Annotated in this window: 21 protein-coding genes; 9 read left to right on the forward strand and 12 right to left on the reverse strand. The window is 53.4% G+C overall.

Annotated features, from left to right (window positions below):
* The first annotated feature begins 80 nt into the window (after positions 1 to 80).
* Positions 81 to 614, forward strand: coding sequence for a hypothetical protein (locus tag BBD46_RS14525; protein ID WP_071402422.1), 534 nt, complete (start codon positions 81 to 83; stop codon positions 612 to 614).
* Between the two features lie 509 nt (positions 615 to 1,123).
* On the opposite strand, the gene BBD46_RS21715 is transcribed toward BBD46_RS14525, so the two are convergent.
* Positions 1,124 to 1,897, reverse strand: a complete 774-nt coding sequence (locus tag BBD46_RS21715; protein WP_139173620.1) for a DUF7509 family protein — start codon at positions 1,895 to 1,897, stop codon at positions 1,124 to 1,126.
* Positions 1,898 to 2,036: 139 nt separating this feature from the next.
* On the opposite strand from BBD46_RS21715, the gene BBD46_RS14540 reads away from it, so the two are divergent.
* Positions 2,037 to 2,429: a winged helix-turn-helix domain-containing protein gene (locus BBD46_RS14540; protein ID WP_071402425.1), complete on the forward strand. Its 393-nt coding sequence runs from the start codon at positions 2,037 to 2,039 to the stop codon at positions 2,427 to 2,429.
* A 108-nt stretch (positions 2,430 to 2,537) separates the two neighbouring features.
* Here the strand turns inward: BBD46_RS14540 and BBD46_RS23370 are convergent, their stop codons facing one another.
* On the reverse strand, positions 2,538 to 2,660 hold the full coding sequence (locus BBD46_RS23370) for a hypothetical protein (protein ID WP_256374993.1): 123 nt from the start codon (positions 2,658 to 2,660) through the stop codon (positions 2,538 to 2,540).
* A gap of 114 nt (positions 2,661 to 2,774) precedes the next feature.
* Here BBD46_RS23370 and BBD46_RS14545 point away from each other — a divergent pair, with 114 nt between their 5' ends.
* The 3 genes from BBD46_RS14545 (at position 2,775) to BBD46_RS14555 (ending at position 10,300) form a co-directional block, all read left to right on the forward strand.
* Positions 2,775 to 5,954 carry a PD-(D/E)XK nuclease family protein gene (locus tag BBD46_RS14545; protein WP_071402426.1) on the forward strand — a complete coding sequence of 1,060 codons (3,180 nt, stop codon included), beginning with the start codon at positions 2,775 to 2,777 and terminating at the stop codon, positions 5,952 to 5,954.
* On the forward strand, positions 5,947 to 9,603 hold the full coding sequence (locus tag BBD46_RS14550) for a UvrD-helicase domain-containing protein (RefSeq protein ID WP_071402427.1): 3,657 nt from the start codon (positions 5,947 to 5,949) through the stop codon (positions 9,601 to 9,603). Before BBD46_RS14545 ends, BBD46_RS14550 begins: the two co-directional genes overlap by 8 nt.
* Positions 9,604 to 10,072: 469 nt before the next feature.
* Positions 10,073 to 10,300, forward strand: a complete 228-nt coding sequence (locus tag BBD46_RS14555) for a hypothetical protein (RefSeq protein WP_071402428.1) — start codon at positions 10,073 to 10,075, stop codon at positions 10,298 to 10,300.
* Between the two features lie 156 nt (positions 10,301 to 10,456).
* Here the strand turns inward: BBD46_RS14555 and BBD46_RS14560 are convergent, their stop codons facing one another.
* The 3 genes from BBD46_RS14560 to BBD46_RS14575 form a co-directional block, all read right to left on the reverse strand.
* On the reverse strand, positions 10,457 to 11,134 hold the full coding sequence (locus BBD46_RS14560; protein WP_171908213.1) for a hypothetical protein: 678 nt from the start codon (positions 11,132 to 11,134) through the stop codon (positions 10,457 to 10,459).
* Positions 11,131 to 12,153 carry a hypothetical protein gene (locus tag BBD46_RS14565; protein ID WP_084777769.1) on the reverse strand — a complete coding sequence of 341 codons (1,023 nt, stop codon included), beginning with the start codon at positions 12,151 to 12,153 and terminating at the stop codon, positions 11,131 to 11,133. The genes BBD46_RS14560 and BBD46_RS14565 overlap by 4 nt, the downstream gene beginning before the upstream one ends.
* 781 nt (positions 12,154 to 12,934) lie before the next feature.
* Complete coding sequence (locus BBD46_RS14575; RefSeq protein WP_071402445.1) at positions 12,935 to 13,150, reverse strand: helix-turn-helix transcriptional regulator; 216 nt, start codon at positions 13,148 to 13,150, stop codon at positions 12,935 to 12,937.
* A 297-nt stretch (positions 13,151 to 13,447) separates the two neighbouring features.
* Here BBD46_RS14575 and BBD46_RS23210 point away from each other — a divergent pair, with 297 nt between their 5' ends.
* The 3 genes from BBD46_RS23210 (at position 13,448) to BBD46_RS14590 (ending at position 14,616) form a co-directional block, all read left to right on the forward strand.
* On the forward strand, positions 13,448 to 13,972 hold the full coding sequence (locus tag BBD46_RS23210) for a DUF7342 family protein (protein ID WP_071402430.1): 525 nt from the start codon (positions 13,448 to 13,450) through the stop codon (positions 13,970 to 13,972).
* A 108-nt stretch (positions 13,973 to 14,080) separates the two neighbouring features.
* Complete coding sequence (locus BBD46_RS14585; RefSeq protein ID WP_071402431.1) at positions 14,081 to 14,350, forward strand: type II toxin-antitoxin system HicB family antitoxin; 270 nt, start codon at positions 14,081 to 14,083, stop codon at positions 14,348 to 14,350.
* Between the two features lie 44 nt (positions 14,351 to 14,394).
* Positions 14,395 to 14,616, forward strand: coding sequence for a type II toxin-antitoxin system HicA family toxin (locus BBD46_RS14590; protein ID WP_253184577.1), 222 nt, complete (start codon positions 14,395 to 14,397; stop codon positions 14,614 to 14,616).
* 136 nt (positions 14,617 to 14,752) lie between these two features.
* Here the strand turns inward: BBD46_RS14590 and BBD46_RS14595 are convergent, their stop codons facing one another.
* From BBD46_RS14595 to BBD46_RS14625, 7 genes are all read right to left on the reverse strand, one after another.
* Complete coding sequence (locus BBD46_RS14595; protein WP_071402433.1) at positions 14,753 to 15,073, reverse strand: hypothetical protein; 321 nt, start codon at positions 15,071 to 15,073, stop codon at positions 14,753 to 14,755.
* A gap of 182 nt (positions 15,074 to 15,255) precedes the next feature.
* Complete coding sequence (locus BBD46_RS14600; RefSeq protein WP_071402434.1) at positions 15,256 to 16,638, reverse strand: ATP-binding protein; 1,383 nt, start codon at positions 16,636 to 16,638, stop codon at positions 15,256 to 15,258.
* A 486-nt stretch (positions 16,639 to 17,124) separates the two neighbouring features.
* Complete coding sequence (locus BBD46_RS14605; RefSeq protein WP_071402435.1) at positions 17,125 to 17,721, reverse strand: hypothetical protein; 597 nt, start codon at positions 17,719 to 17,721, stop codon at positions 17,125 to 17,127.
* Between the two features lie 240 nt (positions 17,722 to 17,961).
* A complete protein-coding gene (locus BBD46_RS14610) occupies positions 17,962 to 18,330 on the reverse strand; it encodes a hypothetical protein (RefSeq protein WP_139173624.1) in 369 nt (122 codons plus the stop codon).
* Between the two features lie 1,111 nt (positions 18,331 to 19,441).
* Positions 19,442 to 20,431, reverse strand: a complete 990-nt coding sequence (locus BBD46_RS14615) for a DUF6610 family protein (protein ID WP_139173626.1) — start codon at positions 20,429 to 20,431, stop codon at positions 19,442 to 19,444.
* A 47-nt stretch (positions 20,432 to 20,478) separates the two neighbouring features.
* Positions 20,479 to 20,967: a hypothetical protein gene (locus BBD46_RS14620; RefSeq protein WP_071402438.1), complete on the reverse strand. Its 489-nt coding sequence runs from the start codon at positions 20,965 to 20,967 to the stop codon at positions 20,479 to 20,481.
* Positions 20,964 to 21,563 carry a hypothetical protein gene (locus tag BBD46_RS14625; RefSeq protein ID WP_139173628.1) on the reverse strand — a complete coding sequence of 200 codons (600 nt, stop codon included), beginning with the start codon at positions 21,561 to 21,563 and terminating at the stop codon, positions 20,964 to 20,966. Before BBD46_RS14625 ends, BBD46_RS14620 begins: the two co-directional genes overlap by 4 nt.
* Positions 21,564 to 22,419: 856 nt before the next feature.
* Between BBD46_RS14625 and BBD46_RS21730 the strand changes: the two genes are divergently transcribed.
* Positions 22,420 to 22,830, forward strand: a complete 411-nt coding sequence (locus tag BBD46_RS21730) for a hypothetical protein (protein WP_084777772.1) — start codon at positions 22,420 to 22,422, stop codon at positions 22,828 to 22,830.
* Positions 22,831 to 23,791 lie beyond the last annotated feature (961 nt).

Genomic DNA, 23,791 nt, shown 5'->3' on the forward strand with positions numbered 1-23,791 from the left:
GTTGAACGCTTCCTACGAGAGAGTACCGAAATCAGCCCGGGCTAAACACATACGAAAAAAGCACGAGCGCACTTGCCGCGTTGACTGAAAGGCGCGGTGAGGAGTTCGAGCGGTACGTATACGAGTTCTTGGCTGAAACGACGTGTGATGCGTATCACAGCTGCAAAACCTCGAAACAGAGCGGGAAAGAGATTGATACAGTCTTCAGGAAAGATGGGACCGTGTATTTCGTCGAATCGAAGTTCATGCTTCCGAAACTCAATATGCAATCGCAGAAAGGGATTAAGAACGTAGATCGGGCGTTCAACAAGAAAATTTTCAAGGAAGGAACTGATCGTGGTGGAAAGCCATTCCCCGAAAAGGTCGAGGCTTGGCGTGAATTAGATGCCAGTGCTGAAATTTCCCACCAAGTATCCCGGGATGAGTCCGACCGGAGGCTGATTCGGGTTCCGGAAGAATGGTTGGATGATGAATTTGAGATGCTTGTTGTGTCGAATTTCACACCATCATACTTGGAAAAGCGGGGGGTACGATTCCTTACTGACTTAGAATTATATCAATGGATCGAGAACGAAGAAGACGTGTTCTATGACGTTCTGATAGATGGTATATAAGTATGGTAGGGTTGACAGGATTATTATGGTTTAGCCGTTACCATGGCACAAGACTTAGCCCCTCTATTCAGAAGGAGACTTTTGCCATATTTCAGATAGATCGATAGTCGCTTCGATAACTGCTTGTCCTGTACTGACCGACCACTACTCCTCGGAATCGAGCTTCAGCCCGTGCTGCATTCGCGCTCTGTATTCATCACGACTCTTCGAAGAGATACGCTGATTGGTATAAATCCCAGCAGTCAATAATACGTCCACAGACCGACTAGTTCAGCTACATCCGTCTGATATAATTCCCATGTAGGTCGTTATATACAAGCTCCCAAAATTTGGCCTAAAGTTATATATTCCATAAACTAACCGCCACGGTACAAAATCTACACATCACTTTGGGAACTGTGGCTTCCCATGGGAACTCTCAGTTCCCATTCTGTCGGGGAGGATGAGGTTGAGTCGCTGTGCTCACTAGCCAAGACACTATCTTCGAAATGAATTGCCTTAAAGAATCATTAGCTGTCCGTCTCAGAGGAGTAGGTTTCACCGGGAATGAATGCCGGGAGGTCTCTATCTCGGGTTTGCCGGTCAAGGCTATCGAACCAGTTGCGGACTTTTTCGTGGAGGTCACTTTTTGTAGAGAACGAGTCGTATTGAATGTCGTAGCCTTTCGGGAGTTCGTCGATAGTGGCGCTGCTAAAACTCTCATCCAGATAGAGACCAACTCGCTGACCGGGCTTGTGTGTAAGGGCTGGATTCCCTCGACGGAGATGACATTCACCAAGGATTCCACCGGTTTCAGCACTAACGCCGGTTGTAAGGCCGCCTCGTGTGAACAGGAATATGACTGCGTCACTATGGGCAGCGAATGCAACTGATTGGGCGAGTGGGTCCATCCCTTCTACAGCAGGCTCATCATCGCTACGGATTTCGTTCTGTTTCTCGGCCTGTTCGTGTGTTGGGATGTCGATATCAGTAGCGATGAATGCGCGACAATTGAGGTTCTCGCGGAGGTTCGTACAGAAGTCTCGAAGGGCTTGTTCCATGTCGCCCTTGCTGTCGTTGGTGATGTGCTTGTCTGGATCGAAGAGTGGATCGTTCTGAAACGGAGTTCGGAGTGTGTCGGCATCATCATAGGCAACTTCGGCATTGAATGCGGTGTATGGGCCCATGACGTAGACGGTGAAGTCGTTGTGGGTGCTGAATTTTGGAGGTGCAGGGGCTTGTTCTGCAAGAATATCAGAGATGGGGCGTTCGTTGTACTGGAAATTCGTTTCGCCGTCAAACATACATTCTGCACTGTTTGGGACATCAAAGAGGTGTCCATCGACTGTGAAAAGGACACTCAGAAGTAACAATAAAAAACAAAGAAAATGTTCTTTGCAACCACCAGTCTCATATGGATGCCGACCGTACATCGACATAACGATGGCCGCTGAAACCGCCCACACGACGCCAGATCCGGATGAGAAGGATCTCGAACAGTATGTTGACCAGCGACTGTTCAACGACAGTATGGGCACGCTCGCGGACCACACTGCACGCAAGGCAGCGCTTGGTGACGAGCGACGATACGCGATCCTGTTCCTCCTTTGGGAACGAGAGGAAGTGGCTCGCAAAGAGCTCGCTGCTGCTATCGACGATGACAGCTTTGACCTCAGTCATCATCTTGGAGAGCTCGTCGATGTAGGTCTGGTCGCCCGGGTAGGTGCGCCTGAAGACGGTGATGGACGACAGACGTTCTACAAAATCACGCATCTCGGATGCCAGGAGGTCGACGCAGACTTTCGAAACATCACCGGTTCAGACCCGTCACAGTAGACGAGACGTAACTATGGGAAGAGTCCGAGGCCATTCTCTGATGTCAATAGTTCTCTCGGCTTTGTCGGTCAGTATACGCTGCCGGAGGCGGTTCCACAAAGCTGTTGTTTAGCCCTGTTCGATTTCGAGGTGTACCGCTAACTCGTCTTCGTGTTCTACAGCAAAGTCGACCAATTCTTCCATGAAATCTGCGTGCTTTTTGATCCCACTCACAAGCGAGACCATTTCCATTCTCAGCTGTCGGAGACCCTCTGATTCCTTACTGACACCGAATTCTTGGATCGAATCAAGCGATTATTGCCACCAACAATCAAGTAAGTGGAATATCTTGGTAGAGAGTAATCGATGGATCCAACGCTCTTTACCGGCCCACAACACGCTCGTCTTGAACAACGGGCGTTTCAACGGGCAGATAATCTTTCCGGCGATTCGCTGGGGAGTATTCTCTATATTACCCGCAACGATGCACGTCGTAGCGACGTCGAGGATCAGTGGACCAACTCCCACAACCCACTCCGTCTTCGTTCCGAGACGCTCGATTCGGTCGTTCGCAACTGGTACGAAAATCTGTACGGCCCTGTCGAAACGCTGTCTGGACAGCTAAACCGCCGACTCACCGAGTACGCGCTCGACGAAACGACAGCGGAGACAGCAGGCGCTCTCGCAGGCGAACCGGCCTCTGGCGCGCTTACGGATTCGTTTAGTAGTCGCTTTTCGCTCTTCGATGAGGCGGGGGTCGGGACTGCCGATACACTCGAGACTGAATTCGAGAACTCATCGCTCGATAAGCGCATCACAACAGCTACCGTCGACGCCTATCACCACTACCGCGAACTGTACGCCGATCACGTCGACGACTGGGTCTGTACCCGCGGTGAACTATTCCACGGCGTCGCGACGGTAGACCAGTCGCTGTCAACACTCTCACCAGAGATCGACGTCGTAATTCTCTCAGGATACTACGAGTTCCGTCCCGTCGAACGCCACATTATCGAGCGTATCGTCGAGGAGTTCCCGACGATTGCACTCCTGCCACTCCATCAGAATGGCCGAACGGGCGTCGATGCCGTTACGAGCGACGCCCTGGATGTCTACGAGTCGCTGGATTTCGAGACGGTGAATATCGAGTCAAAAGACGAGTCCGAAAGCGCATTTGGGGCGGTCACCAACGCTCTCTATCGCCCGGATCCTGAGACGGCGGCGGTTCCGGAGGGACTCCACTGGCGTGAACTGCCGACGCCGGAACGCGAGATCCGCTTCGTCGCCCGCGAACTTCGAAGCAAGTTGGCGAACGGACGGGACCCAGACGACTTCGCGGTCGTTATTCCAGGCACAAATGCGTATTCGAGTACCGTCGAGGACACGTTCGAGACGTTCGATATTCCACACGTTTCGGCTGCCACATCGCAGCTGACACAGACGTTCACCGGTAGCGTCGTCCACGATCTCCTGAGCCTTGCTGAGTCCGACCCACGGGCTGAAGATCTCACGTCGCTGCTAGCGAATCCCCTGGTCGATATCGTCGACAATGAGCAGGCTACAACTATCACGGCTGCTGCCCGTCGACGTGATACGATCTCAGCAGCACCGCTTCTCGAGGCGACAAACACCGAGACGAAAGCACTCCTCGAGGAGCTGTTAGCGAGTCTGGAGACGCTTCGAACGGGAGCCATCGACGACGCAACCGAGACGGTCCGCCGGCTGCTGGACGACCAGCTTGACCTCGAGGCAGCTGTCAAAGATTACGCCAGCGGTGCCGAGCAGGCACTCGAACGCCGAGCCTACGAGGTCGTTGACGAGGTGCTCACCTCCTTCGAAACTCTTGAGAAAGTCAGTACCGACCAATCTCCACTCGCGTTGTTCACTCGAGCCTTTGATGGCATCCCGATTCAAACACCCCAAACCGCTGCTGGGGGCCACGTCGACGTGATGGGGCTGCTCGATGCTCGGATGCGATCGTTCGAGACGGTCTTTCTCGTTGGCCTGACGAGCGAACACTTCCCAACTACGCCGGAACGACCGGCCTTTTTCGAGGAGATGACCGAAGCCCATCCCCGGTTCGATACCGCCGACGAACGCCTCCGTAGTCGGTATCTGTTTGCAACTCTGCTCGCGAACGTCGATACACTCACGATCACCACACCAGAGACAGGTGGGAGTGAGTCCGCCGTCGTCCGCTCTCCTGTCCTCGACGAACTACAACGTGTCACCGGGATCGAACCCGAAACCGGCGTTGACGACCGCATTGGCTCTCGCGAGGACCTCCAGCGCCACGTCGCGACTGTCTCTGATCGTCGTGTTGTAGTCAGTCATGCCGGCGACCGGGGCGATCTTTCGCCTGAACAAACGAAACGCACTGACCGTGGCCTCCAGTGTGCGGCCAACAGAGCAACGGCAACCCTTTCCGAACACGATGGTCTGTTGGATCCCGAAACGGTTGATGCGGTCTATCCACCGTCGGAGCGAGAACCCTACAGTGCGAGTCGAATCGAGCAGTACGTCGAGTGCGGGTTCAAATTCTACGCCGACAACGTTCTCGAAATCGAGGATCCTGACGACGTTGAAGTCGTGCCAACGGCTCTCGAGACCGGGTCCTACGTACACGACGTGCTCGAGCGCTTCTACGCAGACCTGCAGGACGACCCCGAATCGAGCATCGATCTCACTGACTCCGACCGAGATGCCCTTGCCGACCATCTCCGTGCGATTGCCGTCGAAGAACTTCGCGACGCCGACTTCGAATATGACGGGCTATTCTACGAGCGCTGGAAGGCAGAACTCTTTGCGGGCCTGGGTGACGATGACGCTGTCCCGTTCGAAACCGGCGTGCAACCCCACGATGCGCCCGAACAAGGGCTGTTTGCTGCGTTCCTCGAGAACGAACTTGCTAGAGGTGGCGCTCCGTACTTGTTCGAGCCCCCCTTCGGCGACGGGCTGCCGGAAGACGCCGCGCCGTTTTCGGTCGAACGGCCGGATGGATCGACGGTTGCGATTCGGGGCTATATCGACCGTATTGACGTGAATCGTGACGCCGAACAACCGGAAATCACTCTCTACGACTACAAGACCGGCAACGCACCATACATGACGAAAACGACTGGTGGAACGACGTTCCAGCTCCCCATTTATCTGCTCGCCGCAAACGAGGTCATCGATGGTGATCTGTTCGACCAGGGGACCCTCTCAGCGACGTACTACCAGGTGCGACCGCCGAACGATCTCAAGGTCCCCAGGGGGATCGAATCAAAGTTTGACTCGCAGACTGAACTCCGGCGTTTCCTCGAGGATGTCGTTCCCGAGTGGCTCGGACAGATCGACGGCGCAATCGCCACCGGGCGGTTCCACACGACGTTACACTCCTCTCGAGGGGCGAACTGCCGCTTCTGTGACTACCGCCGGGCGTGTGACGTCCGCCACCATCGCAAGCGTGAGTTCGTCGACACCGCTCGCGAGGACGAGGCCGCATACGCACCACTCCGCGTTCGAGACGGCGAGGATCTGCAGACGGTGATGAGGGATGACTGAGGAACTCGAGCACAAGATCGAAACGATCCAACTAACGGACGAACAGCAGGACGCACTGATTCAGGACCGAAACGTCGCGATCACCGCCGGTGCTGGCACTGGCAAGACGACGACGCTAGCCGAACGGTACGTGACGATACTCGACGAGAATCCCGATCTCACACCCGAGAATATTGCCACGATCACCTTCACCCGCAAAGCAGCCGCGGAACTGACCGAACGGGTCCGGGAGGAAGTATACGAGAAACTCGAGAACGTCGACTCGGCCGAGGAGTATCACCGCTGGCGAGACGTGCTCGATGATCTCGAGGACGGGTACGTCCACACGATTCATGCGTTTTGTACACGCCTGTTGCGAGAACAGGCCGTCGAAGCCCCAGTTCCGCTCGGATTCGACGTCGTTGATGAGGACGGGGCTGCGACCCTTCAGCGAGAGGTCGTGACCGAGTTCCTCGAACAGAACCAAGACGTCGACGACGTTGCACTCCTCGCTCAACTGTGGAGTCGTGACCAGTTGATCGATGTTCTCGCGTCGCTGCTCGATGAGCGCCCACAGAGCGAGGCCATACTGACGACCTGGCAGGATGCCGATGTCGACGACTACATCGATGTGCTCTGGGAGACTGTCTGTGACTTAGACGCTGCAGCCGCTCGCGAAACCCTCTACGATGACGGGCTCTTAGACGAACTGGAACCGATTGCTGGTCAGGCCGACGACCAGACGACGATCACCGACGAAGGTGGACTACAGGCCTATCAGACGCTCGAGAGCGTCGTCGAACAGCTTCCCGCGGATCCAGACGCGAGTGATCCGCGTGCCTGTCAACGAGCCGTCCTCGACCTCTATGACGTCTGTGAAAAGAGCAACGGTGGCCTGTACAGCAGCTCTGGCTGGGTCATCGGCGACAAAGACGACTGGGGAGACTACAGTGCCGTCCACGATGACCTGAAAGACGTCCTCAACACCGTTATCGACGCGGTCGAGCCGCATGCAGAAGCGGTGGAAACCACGCCCGGTACCCTCGAGGAAAATAGCGCTCACTATGCCCTCGCGTTGATGCGGGTATTCGGGGATGTTCTGGCGGCATACACCGCAGAAAAGGAGCGTCGGGACACACTGGATTTCCCCGACGTGATCGAGACCACCTTGGCATTCCTTCGCACCAATGAGACCGTCCGAGAGCGACTTCAAGATCAGTTCAACGCGGTAATGGTCGACGAGTTCCAGGACACAGATCCTCGGCAGTGGGAACTGGTAAAACTCCTCAGCGGCGTCGACGACGGAACGGCATCGAACGTCTTCCTCGTCGGTGACGAAAAACAGAGCATCTACGGGTTCCGTGGCGCAGACGTCACGACCTTCGCTGATGCGCGAGCCGATCTCCAGTCGGTCAATGCCACCCGTGGCGTCGACGATGTTCTAGGCAGCAAAACAACACAGCCGACTGCCCTCGAGCTCTCGGGGAACTTCCGGACGCTAGAGGAGCCACTGTCGTTTCTCAACGAGCTTTTCGAGCACCTCTTCCAGCCAGAAGGCGACGAGCACGAACCGTTCGAAGCACCGCCACAGGACCTGACGACGGAGCGTGATCGCGTTGAGGATATCGAGGGGCTGACGGGAAGCGTCGAATATCTCGCCGTGCCAGACGATGCAGAGACTGCAGAAACGATCTTCGGCCCGGATCATCCAGTTGCAGCCGGCGCACTGGATCACACGATCGAAGCCGAAGCACAAGGGCTCGCCGCCCGATTAACACACCTCTTCGATGATCCCCCAGAAATCCAGGATCTCGATACGGGTATCCACCGGGAGGCAACGCCTGACGACGTTGCAATCCTCCTTCGGCGACGGACCCATCTGGATCGGTATCAACGGACCCTCGAGGAATACGATATACCCTACACCGTCATCGGTGGCGTCGGATTCTACGACACGCCCGAGGTGCAGGCACTGACAAATCTCTTCCGGGTACTCGGCGACCCAGGAGACGACGTCTCACTCTACGGCGTGCTTCGATCGCCACTGTTCGGATTCACCGACGACCGCCTCGCTCCTGCGGTTGCCGATGCTGACTCGGTCTGGGACGCTCTCGCCGAAACGGACGACCCACAGCTTGCAGATGCGTTCGACTGTCTCTCGACATGGCGGACACTCAGTGGTTGTGCAACGCCGACCGATGATGGGGTGCTCCCGTGGGATCAACTCCTGACCCAAGTGATCGACGACACGGGATATATCGCTAGCATTAGTGCCGACGAACGCGGTCAGCAGGCCGTCGCAAACGTCGAGAAGTTCCGAGATCAGGTCCGGACCTGGAGCGAGAACGGCGTTCACACGGCGGCCGGCTTGCTCCATCGGATCGACCGCCAGACCGAACTTGACCCACGCGAAGGGGAGGCAGATATCCCAGGTGACACCGAAGGCGTACGGATACTAACGATCCACTCCGCCAAAGGCCTCGAGTTCCCAATCGTCGCCGTCCCAGACCTAGGTAGTGATCTCAACTTCGGGCGCTCCGTCGACGATTACGGATACGTACGGCTCGTCGACGGTACCGATGATGCACCGCCGATCCCAGCGGTTGGTGGCCCGAATCCGAACGACGCCTTCGCGATCGAAAAAACGGCCGTACACGAGTACGCCGATCGGCAATCACGACCCCAGGAACGAGCCGAGGCAAAGCGACTCCTCTACGTCGCCTGTACGCGGACACGGGATCACCTGCTCCTCTGTGGTACCCAGGATCTCGAAATCGACGAATCAGGGAGTGTCGAACTCGGTGACCCAGCCGACTTTGCTGAGGCCGATCGATGGCGAGACTGGCTCCAGCCGCTCCTCCTCGAGAACGGTGAGCTACTCGAACAGACGCTCCAAAGTGGGCGGGCACAGAGCCAGATCGGTGACGCGAGCTACACCGTGCGTACTCCACCCCGTCCTGTAGACTGGCAACCTGCTGAATCCGACGAGAAAGCGTTGCCAGAGATATCCATTCCGTCACCACCTGCCCACACACCGGGGTCTCGAGTCGCTGCGACAACGCTCGTGAACGAGGTTGCAGCAGCTTCAGAAACAGACCACAGCTACGGCGATAGCGATAGCGACGAGTCGACAGGCTTGAGCCCGACTACCTTTGGAACGGTTGTTCACCGTCTTACCGAACTTCGCCCACCGAGAGATGACTGGACGGGGTTAATCCGCCGGCTGAGCCAAATGGCTGGTGAAGAGCCTACGGAAGCGGACCTCCGGGATGCCGTCGAACACGCCGCTGACGCAGTCGAATTTGTGGATCGAGTTGAAGCGGAGAGCTCACTCGAGGCGACGTACGACGAATACTCGGTCGTTGCTCGGATCGACGGAACACGGATCGTCGGTGATATTGATCGACTGCTCGTCACCCCCGATGCTTACCATATCATCGACTACAAAACGAACGACCTCTCGTCGACAACGTCAACCGAACTTGCAGCACACTATCGTCCCCAAATGCTCGCATACGCATTGGCTCTGTTCCAACATGATCTCGACCGTGATGTTCGGGCGTCACTGCGGTTCACCGATGCCGGGATCGAAGAACGCTTCGAATGGGAGACGGGAGAGTACGCTGCGGCCGAATCAGAACTCCGGTCCATGACAGAGATGCTTTCCTGAAACCCAAACACGAAGGAGTGTTTCAGTTTCACTGTGGTTGGGTTGCTTATATCACGCTCTGGGTTCGATACTGATTGTAGAGGGGGCGGACACACCATACCCTGTCGCAGTCACACGCGCTCCCCCCTTCCACACCACTTTCAGTAACTCATGTCCACGGCGAACCCACCATCTCTCGGTATATGCCCGTTCTGCAACACCGAGATCATGACGACCGACGTGATCCTCGAGTACGAAACAGAAACGGGACCGGCAGTATACGCTGAGTGTCCGGAGTGCCGAGACGTCGTGACCCCACAATAACAGCGCTTCTATGCTATTTGACGATATGAATCGGTTGCTGGCCCGGACATCCCAGACAGAGGTCGTGTACGAGTGCCGGCGCTGCGGAACCACTGTCGATAGCGATACTGAGACCTGTCCAGCATGCGAATCAGACGCGATCGTCCAGCATCGAATCTCCTGACACATGCCAGCAGAATACGACCGAATTCTGGACGTTGTGGCGGAGAACCCGGGAGCCACCCTCGAGGAGATCACGGACCTAGCACATGATTGCGGCATCACCGACACAGGGATCCCGGATCTCCTCTCAAAAGCGGAGAGCAACGACGATCTTCTCGAGTTTGACGGACGGTACTGGGTGATGCAGACAGGCAAGTATCGATTCCATCGCTACGATCACCCGGAAACCTGACTCCACTACCACGCCTAGATGTATATAAAGTAGTATAAGACGCTATGTCCTGAGGAACATAGAGTATGAGTTCAATACCGTGATTGCGTCCTATTCAGGCCGATCTCACTAAAAAATTCGTTAGGATCTCGTTGCCCTTGCACCGTCTACAGAGGCTCAATCGCTGCTAGCGACGCTAACATCCTCGGGTTCCGAAATCTGTAGTAATCCCGAGACACCGAGTACATCCTCGATGATTTCATACACGACATCAATGTGTTCTCTGTTGGTAAGATGCGAATCCACAGCAACGAGTGTCGAGATTGAATGCTGGTGAGATATCTCGACAGCATCGACGAGAATCTCGCAATCATGGCCAACATCAAGATCCCGCCTGAACCGACGTAACAACTGATCGTTGCTCTGCTGTGGGAAACATCGATCAATCAGTTCTTCCGGAAGTTGTATCTGATACAGTTCTATATCCTGAAGACAGCGACGTAGTGTCGACAACTGCTCTCGTTTATCCATGTCATACCAGCTCATCTGGATATCGTCCCGGAAATGACTCCGGTCGTTCGAACTGACATGAATATCCCGCTCACGCGGCTCATAGTCGAAAATCTCGTTGTCAGTATCGCGAAGGTAGGCAATCACGTCATCGTAGAGGTCATATCGGCGTTCACAGAGTGCATCGAACTCGCCGTTGGCCTTCCCGCCAGTCACCGTATAGAACGATTCATCATCGATGAGTCGTTGACAGCCTCGATCCTCCTCAAGATCCCCCGGAAGGTGGGTATATACGTAATTAACCATCACCGAAGTATCCAAGTTGAGTTGGGAGGCTTCGCTCATTCAGTCCCCTCCAGAACCTCTCTTGCCATCTCGTGCAGATGCGCCATCTGCTCTTCGTCAACTCGCTGGGAGTGGTGGCCAGCTCGCGGAAATAGATCCGCATCAGCACATTGTTCCCTCATCCGATTTCGTCGAGACAGTAGGTCTTCGTGGAAGCCCGTAAACCGGTCTGCGTGCTCTTCGACCAAGTGGTGTCGGTTCGGGCCCTCCGCGGTTTGTGTGGAAATGTACAGCGCCGGATATCGCCAGACATCGTAATAAAAGTACGGCGCGAGATCCTGTAACACGCTTTCTTGCTCGTTCGATACTGACTCGAGGGTCGTGAGTTGCGCAAACACTTGCTCAATTACATCCGTTCCTCGAGTGACTAAGTCCACTATCTCGGACAGCTCGTCGATTTCCGCAAGCTCAAGATGAAGGTCAGAAATGAGCAATCGGAACTCTCGTTCGTCCGATTCAGACAGCAGTCCTTCCTGTGAGCCTCCGCCGAAATCCGCTAGCGAATGATTCGTTGTTTCCTGCTCAATCGTCTCATCCAAGGTTTCGAGGTGCTTTCGGATGTCCGTCGACGTGAGATACAGGTCGGTGTACTCGTCAGGAGCGTATTCCCGGTAGAAGTCGCGAAGGAAGTCGAATTTCCCGGTATACCAAACTTCCTGTAGGTCGTAATCGTCGAAGAAAACCTCGGACGCGAAGTAGTCCCGATACTGTTGGACTTCCTCACTTTCCCCGTGATCGCGTCGAATCCCAGCCGTGTTGGTGGTCATCCGGCCTGGGGCGTTGTCAGGCTCGCCGGCGACCTTCGTATAGGCGCCAGCAAGGTACCAACTATAGGTAACGGGGAGGTCAAACTCCTTAATCGCGAAGTAGCACAGCTTCTCTTGCTCCGTTCGCGTGATGTTTCGACCAGGATCGTCGAACACGTCCTCTACTGCAAGCTCAATACCGCGTAGAAGTGCGTCTGCATAGGGTTCCTCCTCACTATATGGGTTGTTCGCGTCCGGTGTGGGAGGAGTCATGATTAGGGTATTCCCGCCATGGTGCGGATAGCTCTTGTGATACTGCTTCGGCAGTCCGATACCTGCTGGTGAGTGCTGTTCCTAGTATCGTATTCAACAGGGATAGTCAAAGATGGTGGCCTCGGACTGAAAGTGAAGATCGACAGTCACCTTCTGTCTCTACCGGTTTGAACAGCTCCAATCACGATCTTAGTCGGTGGTCGGTTTGCGCTGTCTATTCATTATGGATTGTCCACCAGTTATCGGACAGGTGCACTGTTTCACTATAGGAGCAAGAACAGAGATGGCCTCGGCGAGACCGCCGATAATTCCGGTAGTGCCAGATCCAACGACTTACAGGGGGGAAGTGGTCTCGAGATCAGTTCTCAACTGCTGGTGCGTCTGAAGCCCTGTGTGGAACCGCTGAACGATCTTTGACTGATGCTCCGGACATGCCATCGGGATGAGAGCCCCATCCTGGACCGGGATCATGGGATGCGACGAATTGTACGGGGCGAGACGGCAACCAGGACACGATACTCCGCCGGCTGGTCGATGATGCAGGAGATCGGCTGTGTCCTCGGACGTCAATCCACAGACCGACGAGAACTGCTCGAGGTGTTCGTCACAGCTGAGAACAGGAATCGTCAGCTGATCCAGGAGGAGAAACGCTACGTCTTGCTGTCCGTCAGACTGGACGACAGACTGGCACGCATCACATCCAATCACGGACAGCGGCTGGTGGACATCTGGTTCTGTCATCGTGTATCCGCATGCCGGCACACAGGTAAGTCATAGGGTACTACACCTCCCTGCAATCGCTGGTGGGGAAAACTTCCTCGAGTCCAGCAGAGCGCTCCGACAGTTGACCAGATGGTTGTGCGACATTGGCCTGTCTCTTCTCAATGAGGCCCTTGTCGACGAGCGAGTCGAGATTCGGGTAGAGTCGGCCGTGCTGGATCGCCGTCTCATAGTAGTCCTTGAGGACCGTTTCGCGGATGACTTTCAGGTCCTCGATGGGTCGGTTTTGGTTGCTTGTTCTCTCCCCTGCCACTCATCCTCAGGTACGACGGAAACGTAGAGTGGGTGTCGTCCCAGTCGAACTCATTCGTCCGGGTTGACCGGCCCCTTGTACTTCGAAGTCACCGTGTCCCCTTCTCTCCACTGCCAGTAGTAGCGGTTGTCGTTGATTTCCTTGATCGTGATACATACGTACGAGTGCATACCAGCGTCTTCAGGCGCGGGAGGGGGTCAATGTGCCCATATCATCAAGAAGAGAGTGAATTATTTGAGTCTCGGCGATGTATGTATCCTAATGCCCTCACAACCCGGATCGTGGAAGGAAAAAACGAGTCGACGTGAGCGCGTCCGCATGGTGATTGATACGCTCAACGATCCAGCGACTATCAATACTATCGTAGAACAAGCGGAGGTTGCGTGGGAGACCGCCGATAGCGAGGTTGAACGGCTTCAGACGGAAAACAAAGTCCGCGAAAGAGACGATGGGCTCTATGAACCGAATCCGGTCCAACAGTTCCTCGACCAGATTCTCCAACTCATCGAAGACCACGCAAAGTCGGAGCTTGAATCACAGCTCCAAGAGTACCAAGAGCAAGTAGAGGATCTCTCGGCGGAGTACGGCGTAACTTCTGCCCAAGAGTTACGAGAGCAACTGACCAACGATGATGTCTCTGTCGAACAAATGCGAGAGATGCGGAACGTCAGCGATACGTGGGCGGCACTCGAGTTGGAGATTCGACTCCTGAAAAACGCTCTACAACTCTATGATGATCTCTCCCAACTGTCTCAATCAAACAGAGAAACGGCACTTACTGTATGACCGGTATTGGCTGCTATGTGACGGTATGAATCGGTTGTTGTTCCCGACATCATAGAATGAGGTGGGGTTGCCGAACTCTTATCCACCCGCTCCGTGTATACGAATCTAATGAGTACCGACACTGATCGGAATGACGCCCCAGAAATCCGAACGAGGATCACACTCACTGAGGAAGAGGAGTGGTGGGTCGCAACCGACGAAGAAACAGGTGTCACCAGCCAGGGGGGTACGCGCGTAGAGGCATTGGAAAACCTCGACGAAGCCGTTGAACTCCATAAAGGAGACGGTCGGGAGCCAACCAACGAAGAACTCCGTGAGATTGGGATCAACCCAGAAAACAACAAGTCGGGAGACACACTCCCAGACGCCCTTAAGTAAGTGCACTCAGAATGGCGAGGGGTACGTATTCTGGCGACGATGTGATGACCGTCTTAGTCAACCACGGTCCGTTCTACGTCGATCGCGTTAATGGCGACCACTTCATTCTTCGCTGGAACCCTCCCGAAGATCATGATTCAGATGCACGATCGGTTATCGTGCCCCGTCACGACGAGATCAGTACGGGAACGCTCAAGCGAATCGGTGATCAAGCTGGGATGGAAGATTTTCAGCAATTTCTGTACTGGCTCGATCGAAACCTGTAGGAACAGCCGTCCTCGAGCGACTGCTTCGCGGACGACCTGAGGATCCTCGATGCGTCGATTCTGATTGCTTGTTCTCTCCCCTGTCACTCATCTTCAGTTGCGACGGAAACGAAGAGTGGTGTTATCCCAGTCGAACTCATTCGTCCGGGTTGACCGGGCCCTTGTACTTCGAGGTCACCGTGTCCCCGTCTCTCCACTGCCAGTAGTAGTACCGATTGTCGTTGATCTCTTTGATCGTGACCGTGGCCTTTGCCGGGACGTCGTCCGGAAGATCGTCTGGTCGATCCTCGACGTCGTCTTCTGATTCTTCCTCGAGACGAACTTCGCGCTCCTTGTATTCGGCCAATGCTTCGGCGTAGCGAGCAATGTCCTGAAGCCGGTCTGGGGAGGACTCGTTGAGACTGTTGACGAACTCCGTGGAGAGGTTAGCCGGTGGGTTTGGTGGTTCGTAGGACATCAGCGACCCTCGTGTTAACCAACACATTCTCTTGATCCAAACCTCTGTTGGTTAAGTCGTCTGGCACCAACTTTTGTAACACCACTTGAAACTGGTTTATAAACTGATTTCGCACTATGTTGCTGCGGCGCACCGAACTCGACGTCCTAGCAATCGTCGAACGTGGCGACACAGAACTGTGTCTAGGCATCCCGCACAATGGTATCCAAATCGAACAAACGGACGTCATCACGCTCTGACACAGCCTCCTGGACAGACTGCGTTGTACCACTTCGTGTGAATAATGCGTATTTTTTCTCTTTCCCACCAGTATCCGGCGTCCAGCGGATTTCAGCAGCATGATCCTCGAGTGAGGCAAGGGCTCCGTAGTCAAGCGGCGCATTGGTGAACTTGCACTCCCCCACGACCATCGTCCCATCTGTGGTACATCCGACGACATCGACTTCATGCTCTTTGTACCACCAGCGGCCGATATCGAGAAACGTTTTCTCTGGGTAGAGGTTTGGGAGGGCATCTTGGCACAGTTTCTCGAACTCTGGGCTCACGAAATTCGGAAGCTCTGGTTCGATAATCGCCTCGTATGCATCTTCACCTAAGCGTTCGTACCGGTCTTCGTTCCCGTAGACGAAGCGGAACCAGAACCGGAACAAGGGATCCAAGAGCCGATACCGTCCACGGCGTGACTTTGCTTTCTCTTCAGTGATTGGGACCTCTCGTTCGATAAGCCGTAGCCGTTCTAACTTTTGAGTATACGTCGAAATCTGCTTTCCATCGATACCCACTGTTTGGGCGATTTCGTTTGCCGTCGTCTTCCCCGCCGCAATCGCGGTGAGGATCGCGAAGTATCGGTTTGGATCTGTAAGTTCGGTCCGGAGCACATATTCTGGTTCGTTGTGGAGATACCCCTTCTGGGAGAGTACTTCTTCAGCGAGGACTGATCCAAGGTCTTGGTCAAGATTGACGCCGTCGAGATAGTATGGCACACCGCCGAAGATACCCCATGTGAAGATTTGCTCCTCGGGAGTGTAGTCGTCTGGAATAAACTCCTGAGCAGCAGCGAAGTCGAGGGGGCGGAGGTCGATTTTTTCCGTGAACCGTCCATACAGGGGACTGTTCCCCAGAAGGGTCGCTTCTTCCATCATACTAATCGATGAGCCGACCAGAATGAGTGTTCCCGAGGTGTGCTGGAGTCGCTGGTCCCACAGCCGCTGGATGACCGATGGAAGGCTCTCGTCGGCGTCGATGAGGTAGGGGAATTCATCGAGAACGACGACTCCGTCTTGGTCACCGATGTATCCGAGCAGTGCTTCCCAGTTCTGTTTAATTTGCGTGATGCCAGGAAAGGTCTCAGACGCAACATCCACGAACTCATCGAGTTGTATCTGGGAGGTCGTTTCTGTGGCCTGATAGACGACGGCGTCATCCCGGTCTGAGAGTGAGTGCTGGACGAGTTGGGTCTTCCCGAGGCGTCGCCGGCCGAAGATGACGACCATTTCACCGTCATCGGACTCATAGCACCCACGTAATCGAGAGAGTTCGTCCTCTCGGTCCACGAAGTGGTTCATAGGTGTACTCTGACACAGTGGAGAATAATACTTTTGGATAGGCTATCTGAAAATAGGCTAACTGAGGCTTGGCTATTTTCACATTTGCCATTGATCGCTAACTCTAGCCACAATGAAGACAGGACAGTCTTTAGAGCTGTAAAATGCGCTCATCACATGGCAGCCGATGCCATTCACGAGGGATACGTCAGCGAGATCTAATGAGCGAACGATTCCAGTATGTGAGTGGTCTTAACCAACACTCCACGAACTACTGCTCTCGTGTTGGTTAATAGCTGGTTTGTTGTTGTCGGTATTCTCTCACTGAGTAAAATAGCAGTAGATAGTAGCGCGATTTCTTTATTCAGGACGGTAGTTGAAACTGACGTAGACGATTCGGTAACTACAGATGTGTACTTACCGCTATACATTCTACCAGTTACAATAGATGTTCTCGCTGCCGTGCAAGATACAGGGCACAAGTCTTGCACACACGAAAGAGCGGATTCAACTGTCCTTTTCTATCGGAAGAACCCGCCCATCTTCCGTAACACGGAGATCCTCAAAGTCTAAAGCTCTATTCAACTTCTCAACCACTTCTTGGTGTTTCTCCTGCTCGCCGATATACTGCTTAAAATCCGCGACCTTCTGAACCACCTGCACCACATATCGGTAATCCTCACTGTTCAACTCTTGTAGTTTCTCTTTAGCAATATAAACGCGATTACTATGGCCCTCAGCCTTACTCCGCAACGGATCATCGTAGCTCAAATTGTGCCTCATTTCATCCGCGTCAAATTCAAGTATCTCGAAGAAATTAGCTATCTCATCCGTACTACGTCCGTCAGCGATAACCTCCGCCACTTCATCCAGCACCTCGTCACTAAACTGCTTCTTTTCCTTCAACTCCTCCAACCACTCTCCGCCTGCCAGATTTATCTCCTCCACTCTCTCTGACTCAGCGTATATACTCATTACCTCCTCCCACTTCGGCGTCCAAACATACTCATCCCCGTTACTATCCTGGAAGATGACATCCATCTTGATCCGGTTATCTGGAAATGTCCCCACAGAATCTATCTTGTCGAAGAACACTCGTTTCATGCTAGAAATAATTGGATGCAATAGTGAAAATACTTTTGTAGGTCGCCAGTTGGGAAGTGTCGTACATCTGTTCTTACACGGAATCCTCCTTGATGCATAGAACCTCTGAGTGGGTCACGCCACTCCTGACAGAAGCCGAGTAGTTCACACGAGCTGTGCTGAGCTCACAGCGCGAGTGTCCCACGAACTCGAAGAGACTACTATCTCGAAGAAGGACACTGATTGACTTCTCAAATCTAGTCACCTGCTAATAGCTTCGAACGCGATATTCTCCTCGTAGATCTCCACTTCTAGCCTGTTGTTTTGTTCCCAGCTATAGGTTGCAGATGGGCCATCAGTCACAATGATTTCAATCTCCCACTCTTCGCCATCTGAATCGGGTATATTGAAATCGCCTTCTTCGTTTGGGGGAATTGTTCGCTGTTCGTTCAGTATTTCTTCATCAAAGAATTGGTCAGTTGTTTCAATACTGACCGCCACTTCTTTTTCACTATTTGTTCTATTATACACGTGAAAAATAGCGGCAATGGGTGTACCAACACATCCAGCAACAGTTATCAATGGAAGGGCCGCTAACATCTTCCTGCGTCTTATCCGGTTTGTGTGCATATACCATCTGATCTCTGATCCACCAAAACCTTTCGGTCAATAATCATATAGCGGACGGAAACTTCACTTCTTTTTGGATTGATACAGACAAGGTTGTCGTGCTGCATCTATCCTCTATACTGAACGCGAGCTTCACACCCCACACTGAATAAAGAAACCATACTACCAACTACTGATAGAGAGTCAGTTCCAACGAATCCAACGAATCCAAAGAATTACAACTTTGGAGACATGAGTATAAGCCAAGTACGCCCCCGGTAGCGTGGAGAAGCCGTCTGTCCGATGTGGCAGGCGGAACGCAGAAAGGTTGCAGCCTACGTAGGCCACCGCAAGGAGGTCAGGCCGTCATCGTGATGCAATCAACCGCAAGCGATCCCCCGTGGTTGGTTGTTCCGATCGGCTGCCAAAGAAACTGGAGTACGTGGTCTCCATGGGCCCAGGTCGCCCAACGGAGATGTCGATGGGGAAAGCCCATCGATAGTGTGCAACACTGCAGCTGCCAATCGCAGCCGTGCGACTATCATTTGCTCTTCGAATTTTGCTGGCGACGGGAGTCTCACTTGAAACCTGTTGGGTGACCAGTTGGTAGAAGGGGAAGGAGGCACCAGAAGGGGTTATTTGTATCACACGAGGGGAGTGGATGTATTGAACAGTTGATGGAGCCACCGTTGAGAGGCATCGTAACCGTCGATTCGATACATCCACGCTCAATAATGGTTACTCGAGATGTACCACCCGTCCAGACGCATCGCTCGCCAACAATCCCCCTCGAGACGACCCAGATCGATGACTGAGCCACGAACAGTTGCCGCGGGCCAGACCAACCGCGAAGCACTTGAAATGCATCTGGTCCAGGCACTGACTCGCTGTGAGTCAGACGCCGTCGAAGCTCATCTCCAGGCGGCATTGGAGCACTGCAGGCAGCTCCCACCGACGCCGCTTATCGAATGTCCAGTCTGTGGAAAAGCCGGGCTGCCCGAACGAATCTGGATGCACGACTGCGAATAGGAGCCTACCAGCCCCTCCTCACCTCTGGCCCAGATTGACTCCTTACGCGACCTTGCTGTGGAGGGCTGTCGTACTCGTTCTCTCGGACGAACCAACACGTCACTCACTCTCTGAATCCTGTGACCATTGCCTCCCCAATGTACTTTTGATGGGTGACTGAAAAGTCAAGAACTAGAACGAGACTTCTCCAATCGCCGAGATGTTCTACTAGTGCAATCTCGGTGAGACGGTCACTGACGATGCGAGCCCAGAAATGTTTGGCGTTTAGGAGTGAGTACCGGATCAAATCCCGTTTTGGAATATACTCATCCCGAAGGTTCTGTTCCCACCCACCGCCTGTGCTAAGGTAATCTCCGTAGTCTTCAGCATATTTCTGGTATCCGTTCCAGTCAAGCCCAACAATATTGGCAGGAGGCGTCTCTGTAATGTAGGTTTTCGTTAATTCCGTGATGTGCTCGAGTGTTGATAGCGGTGTTCCACCGAGTATATGGAGGTCGTGTGGAAGCTCCCGCCATTCACGATGGCTGGCAATATCGGTTGCCTGAATAGGCGAATTCCCGTTTGGATACCCCAACACGAACCTCTCGGGGATTTCTCCGAGAATGCGACGACACTTCGGCACGAGAATGAGATTCATCTCGGGGAAACTCCCCCACACCTCTTCGGCAGCGTCAATATGCTCGTCAAGAGTGTCCGGGTCGGTAATATCCCCGATAACAGCGATTTCTGGCTCGAGTTCGAAAACCCGGTCAACAAACCGATCTAGGTCTGCGTCCTCGTAGTCATTGTCGAGAAAATGAATAGGGAGATCGACCTCGGCTGGAGTCCACTGATATGAAGAGTCCTCGCGATGCCCGATCCCGAATCCGAGCCGGGCAGCATCGAACACGTGAGGATAACGTCCAGTGTAAACAACCCAGTTAGTCTCGCGAGCAGCGGAAACGTCGTCTGAAAGTGCTGGCTGGGTTGGAGTTGATTCAAAGCCCAGCTGAGGCCTAGTGGTAGTCTCCGTTTGGTTCCTGTCCTCGGGTTGCCCCGTTGAACCGGCTACCGAGACCCCATACCCACCAAGGTCTGTTTGACTAGAACTCATCCGAGAAACTCCTTACCTACCCCCGAGTGGGAAAAACGACTACCCAATTAAGGCGATTGGTCGTCCCAGTCGACGTCTGGGTAGTCAAACGTCACGACGGTATTACTGTACTCACCAACGTTGTCGATATGGGTGTCGCGGATGGTGGCACCCGCTTCCTTCTCTTTCCCTTTGAACTCCTCGTAGTCGTCTTCTGAAGCCGGCGTGCATTCGGCCATCTCGATCCAGCTGTGGTCGGGTCCAGACCCGACGATCGGCGCAAACAACCCGCATGAGCCATGTAGCGACCAGATACACTGCTCATCGTAGTTGATGTCGACACAGACTTCTGACCGAGCGATTTTGATGACCGTCTCGGCTGGCGTGTCAAAGACGAGTCTGTCCATGCCGATATCGCTGCGGAGGTCCAACCCGAGTTCGTCTAGTTGCTCTTTGTGCCGGTCGAGGAACGCACCACAGTTGGCGATGTTCTGAGCGACCGGGGTCAGCTCATCGTGGTCGATATCGGCCTGTTCCGGGAGCGGGAGCGAACTCATTCGTTTGCCGTGTCGTTCGTTTCGACAGTTGTCTGTTCGACTTCGATCTGTGTCTCTTCGTCGAGGTCGTGCTCAGCGACGACGTCGTCACCGTCCTTGATCACGAGCGTTGTCGTCACATCGCCTTCGACTACTTCGATGTCGTCGCCGCCTTCTGCAAGATCTTCATCGTCGAGGATTTCATCTTCGCCTTCGACGAAGTCTGTGATCGCGTCTTCGTTGTCGGCGTCGACGTACCACACGTCGTTGGTGTCGCTGGCGTTGACGATCGCGTAACTGTTAATGCCAGTGCCTTCCTCGGGAAGAATTCGAACCATCCAGAACAGGTCGTCCTCGTGGAAGACTGGCAGCGGCTCGAGAGCTCGGAATTCGTCCCAAGTCGTGACGCCCTGTGGTGTATCTTGCTGGACGTAATTGGCCATATTGGTGCTGCCGACCTGTGAGGTATCTTCTGGCGGTTCATATACTGTGATGTCGCCCGTCTGTCCGTCGACGAGGAAGATACGGTAGATCGCTTCACCGCTTCCCTGTGGGGATGTTGGGAAGGCATAGTGGATTTCGTATTGGTTGCCGTAGCCCAATCCTGCGGTGGTCAACTTGCTATTCCACCAGAACCAGTTGTATATTATGGGAAATCGTTCGATCCACAGACTGTTTCAGATGCAATGGCTGATCGCGGGCAATATGGATCAATAGCCTCGTATCTCCACAAATAAACATATGTGAGTGGACAATATTCATACACATAATGGTCCCCGATATTAGCCGCCGGTCTATTATATCCGGGTTGGTTGGATCATTAGCAACTGGTGCACTGGGTGTGAGTACATACAATTGGTTCCGATACTCTCGGCTATACTCAACACGCCATCACATTCAAATAAGACGGTTATGGGGCACCAATCAATCTGAGGAAGAAGTTGCACTAGACATAACGGCATACGATGACAACGAACAAATCTACAACCGAACATACGAGTTAGAACCAAGTAACGGCCAAGAGGAGAATAATCAAAAAGCAATGAATGGCCCATGGGTAGCATATTCTGGGGAATATTCGATTCAAATTGAGTTAGATGACCAGGAGCTGTTTCTGAGCCATGAAGACATCGTTAACGAACTACCAGGGCTCTGTTGTGAGGACCACAATGCGAATATAGTAGTGACCGTTACCCAGGAGAGAAACCTCGAGTACCAGATCTCATTATCGGACTAACTCGTTAAAGCACCCTGCTAAGTTTGCAGTGATAGACGTCGTGGTGTTGTAGATTTGTGGTACATCTGAATGACCTGTTTAGAATTCTAAACTTCAATCAATCATGTAACCGGGGTTTCAAGATAAGTCCAATAACTTCCCAGCAGAGAGCGTGTCATAGAATCGTTCGCAACGATCAGTAGAGATGTGAACTGAACATCGAAGAATTATCCACGATTATCCTCTTATACGTTCTTGTGAGAAGACGAGAGTTCGTTGTGGTGGGTTGCTGTTCTGTTTGTGGAATAAGTGCCGGCTGTCTCGGTGAGGACGACCCTGAGCCTGTATCCGAGATTGACAGTTTGGAAATTCGAAACGATCAACGAGAGGAGAGTCACGAGTTCTTGATTCAAATTGAAGACGAAGAAGGAACCGTGTTTGAAGAGACAAATTACCTTGAAGCGGCCGGCTCGGACGAATCTGCCGTCGCGCTTGAAGATCCCGTCGAACCGGGGGCGTATACCGTCCGGGTCGAGGCTGACGAACACTCCGCGACTGTGGATGCGCAAGACCGGATCACAGATGACCAAACGTGTGTTCGTTTGCAATTCTACCTGAGCTCTGAAACCCTCCATAGCGAATATCAGTTGTACGATCGATGTGAGTGACACTCCAAAAGTAGACGAACTCACGGGGCATTACCGTTCATCAAAACGTTAGGTGTACCCCTGTACTGAGCGGTAACTACATGTGCTAATCGACCGCTCAGAGATTATGCGCAATTCGCTCGATTGCCAGCACTAACCGATAGAAGAGATACAAGAACGCGAGCATCAGCCCGATCGAAATCGAAGCGAATACTGACCACGCTAGAACAGTGAGATCCGGTCCGAAGAGTAAACTAAGGAAAAGAGCAATAAGCAGTATTAAAACTACGCCGAGACCGTATCGAACGAGATCAGTGCTGTTACTGTGGGCGAAGGACATGGATAGACAACCTAATTGAAAATGCAAATGATTTGTGGTGGCTAGTACGTCGCTCCTCTGTACTGATTATTTTGAGATCGGTGCGAAGCCTTCTATGACACGCTATCCCAGCAGAAGCTAACATATACACCATCAGACCAAGAATTAGAGAAATTAGCAGCACAACACCTAATGAAATTACTGATGGGGGCCTTGTTTAGACGCCTAGGTTAAGCCGTTTCAGGTCCTCTTTCCGGACCGACATAATATTATCATACTCCTCCAGGGCGAAAATATGCTGGCCGGTCCCGACTTCAGCCGAGGTTTTTCGCTAAATGGCTTGTTTGATCCCAGTAGAGCGAGTGGGGTGACAGTAGTCACTACTCCATCAAACTCGCCTTCGGTCCTTAAGCGCCCGATTTCGAGCGTCTAAACACGGCCCTGATGGGAAAAACGGGAAGCCGTGTTGAAGCGACTCCTTCAGAAAAAACTAACCCAAATCCCGAAAAGTGGAGATACGATCATACTGACAGTATGCAATCTTCCTTGGGAGGTATATGTTATCCACAGTTTGTTGAGTCGAGGTGGGTAATGTAACTTGACGTTACAGAATTCAGTACCTATAAGTATCTACCAGTAGTAACCAGTAACATCAGAATGCCG

Origin of the sequence: Natrialba sp. SSL1 (assembly GCF_001861355.1) — an archaeon.
Taxonomy (GTDB): Archaea; Halobacteriota; Halobacteria; order Halobacteriales; family Natrialbaceae; genus Natrialba.